This is a genomic window from Streptomyces himastatinicus ATCC 53653 (assembly GCF_000158915.1).
GTDB lineage: Bacteria > Actinomycetota > Actinomycetes > Streptomycetales > Streptomycetaceae > Streptomyces > Streptomyces himastatinicus.
Map to the genome: position 1 here is coordinate 6,369,145 of NZ_GG657754.1, position 2,785 is coordinate 6,371,929.

2 protein-coding genes are annotated in these 2,785 nt (G+C 72.7%); one reads left to right on the forward strand and one right to left on the reverse strand.

Annotated features, from left to right (window positions below; translation table 11 throughout):
- Positions 1–341: hypothetical protein (locus SSOG_RS53965; RefSeq protein ID WP_039938802.1), on the reverse strand; the 341-nt coding region annotated here is incomplete at its 3' end.
- 494 nt (positions 342–835) lie between these two features.
- Between SSOG_RS53965 and SSOG_RS27065 the strand changes: the two genes are divergently transcribed.
- A complete protein-coding gene (locus tag SSOG_RS27065) occupies positions 836–2,551 on the forward strand; it encodes a serine/threonine-protein kinase (RefSeq protein WP_009717446.1) in 1,716 nt (571 codons plus the stop codon).
- Positions 2,552–2,785: the final 234 nt, after the last annotated feature.

Here is a 2,785-nt window from a genome sequence, read left to right on the forward strand (position 1 = left end):
CCGGGTAGCCGGGGTAGTGGTCGGGGTCGGCCGGTTGCGTGGAGGGAGAGCACCGCGCCGTCGACCAGCGGCGGTTCGCCGAGCGCGCAGCGCTGTGGGTCGAGCCGCTCCGAGCCCGCGTACACCACGACCGCACCGGAGCCGCCCCCGGCGTCGTGCCCGGCCGCGGCGACGGCGGCGGCCAGGCCGCTCGTCACGGAGGCGAGGGCGGTGCCGACGGGAGCGGTCACGAGCACGTCCACCGCGCCCGCGAGGGCGTGCGGCGGCGGCGCGGGCGCAGGATGGCCGGGGCGGCCCGGGTGGGCGCTGCGCGGCCCGAGGACGGTCAGCCGAATCTGCATCGCCGTCAACGGTCCCTTCTGTCCGGGGGGCCGGGCGGGGGTGCCAACCCCACCGTCTCGCCCCCAGGCGCTTCGGCACGTACAGGTCCGTACGGGGTCGTACGGGTCACGGAGCGTGAGCCCCCCGCCGCTCGGCGCTTCCGTGCTGCGTGCATCCTCGCACCTGCCGCTGACACTTCGCCTGCCGCCCGGCGCGACATGATCTTGATTGGTCGGCTAGTCGGCCGAAACTGGCTGATTGCGACCGGATCCGCTGCGTGAGTGAGGGTCGGTCCGCTGTGTTAAGAGGACGGGAGTGGGCAACCGACTCCCCGGATCACGCGTCTTTCCCCGGGACCCGGCGGAGCCGCCGCGCCCCGCGCGGGCGGTGATCAGCAGTGATCGGCACGGCGCCTTGTCCGTCCCCATTACAGTGGGCGGACGAGTACGGCAGGCAGTACAAGCGATGCAGCAAGCGATGCAAGCGATATGACCACGACCAGGGAGCGCATGACGTGCGGCCGGTAGGCAGCAAGTACCTGCTCGAGGAGCCGCTCGGACGCGGAGCCACGGGCACCGTCTGGCGGGCCAGCCAGCGGGAGACGGCGGGCGCCGAGGCGGCCGTGGCCGGGCAGCCCGGTGAGACGGTCGCGATCAAGGTCCTCAAGGAGGAGCTGGCGAACGACGCGGACATCGTCATGCGCTTCCTCCGCGAGCGTTCCGTACTGCTCCGCCTCACCCACCCCAACATCGTCCGCACCCGCGATCTCGTCGTCGAGGGCGATCTGCTCGCCCTCGTCATGGACCTGATCGACGGTCCGGATCTCCACAACTATCTGCGCGCGAACGGCCCGTTCACGCCCGTCGCCGCGTCCCTCCTCATGGCGCAGACCGCCGACGCGCTCGCCGCCAGCCACGCGGACGGCATCGTGCACCGCGACCTCAAGCCCGCCAACGTGCTCCTCGCGGGCACCGGCGAGGGCGAGGAGATGCACCCGATGCTGACCGACTTCGGCATCGCGCGGCTCGCCGACTCGCCCGGTCTGACGCGGACCCAGGAGTTCGTCGGCACCCCCGCCTATGTGGCGCCGGAGTCCGCCGAGGGCCGTCCGCAGACGTCCGCGGTGGACATCTACGGCGCGGGCATCATGCTGTACGAACTGGTCACCGGCCGTCCGCCGTTCGCGGGCAACACCGCGCTGGAGGTGCTGCACCGGCACCTCAGCGAGGAGCCGCGCCGCCCCACGACCGTGCCCGAGCCGCTGTGGACGGTCATAGAGCGCTGCCTGCGCAAGAACCCGGACGAACGTCCGAGCGCCGAGAACCTGGCCCGCGGCCTGCGCGTGGTCGCCGCCGGTATCGGTGTGCACGCCTCGGCCGCGCAGGCGGAGGCCGCGCTCGGCGTCGCCGCGCTGCTCGCGCCGGACCCGGCGCCGGCCCCGGTCCCGGACACCGCTCCGGCGGACCCGGGGCAGGCGACCCAGGTGCTGCCGACGAACGCGCCGAACGCGCCGGGCAATCAGTACGACCCGGCCGCGGCCACCAACGTGCTCCCCACCACGGGCCCGGGCGCCGACCCCACCCAGGCGATGCCCACGAACGGCCCGGGCGCCCCCGGCGCCGACCCCACCCGGGCCATGCCCCCGGTGCCGCCCGGTGGCGCGCCCGGCCAGGACGATCAGCACCCCTGGCAGAACCAGATGCGCGCGGCCCGCGACCGCAACGAGCAGACGCAGGTCCAGTACCTGGACCCGAGCGAGGACCCGCTGCGCCGCCGCCCCCACCGCCCCGGACCGCCGCCGGGGCAGTACCAGCAGCAACAGCAGCAGTATCAGCAACAGGGGTACCAGCAGCCGCAGCAGCCCCCGCAGCAGCCGCCGTCGCGCCGTCAGCAGCGCCGCCAGCAACAGCAGCAGCCGCAGCAGTACGCCCCGGCACCGCAGCGTCCCCAGGAGCCGCAGCCGCAGCGCTATGCGCCGCCGCAGCAGCCGGAGCCGCGGCGCGAGCCCCGGCAGCGCGGGTCCAACCCCAACAAGATGAAGATCCCCGGGCTCGGCTGCCTCAAGGGCTGCCTGTTCGTGATCCTGATCCTGGTCGTGGGTTCCTGGCTGATCTGGGAGCTGACCCCGCTCAAGGACTGGGTCGCCCAGGGCCAGAGCTACTGGGACGCGGTCTCGACCTGGGTCACCGAGGTCAAGGACTGGATCTCCGCTCTCGGCGGCCCGAGCTGACGCACGGGACACACGGCTGAATCCGCCGAACCCTTCGGCACTCCCTCAACACCCCGGCCGATGCGCCGAGTCAGGTGATTTGTCGACATCCAAGGGGTGTTTTCCGCTCAGAAGTGACAGTTGGCGCTGTCTGGTGCCCCCAACGCGCCAGTAGCCGCGTAGCTTTGTCGCCAACGTGCCCCCTGTCGGAGGATTCGGAGCAGTCTTGTCACGGAAGATCGGCAGCCGGTACAC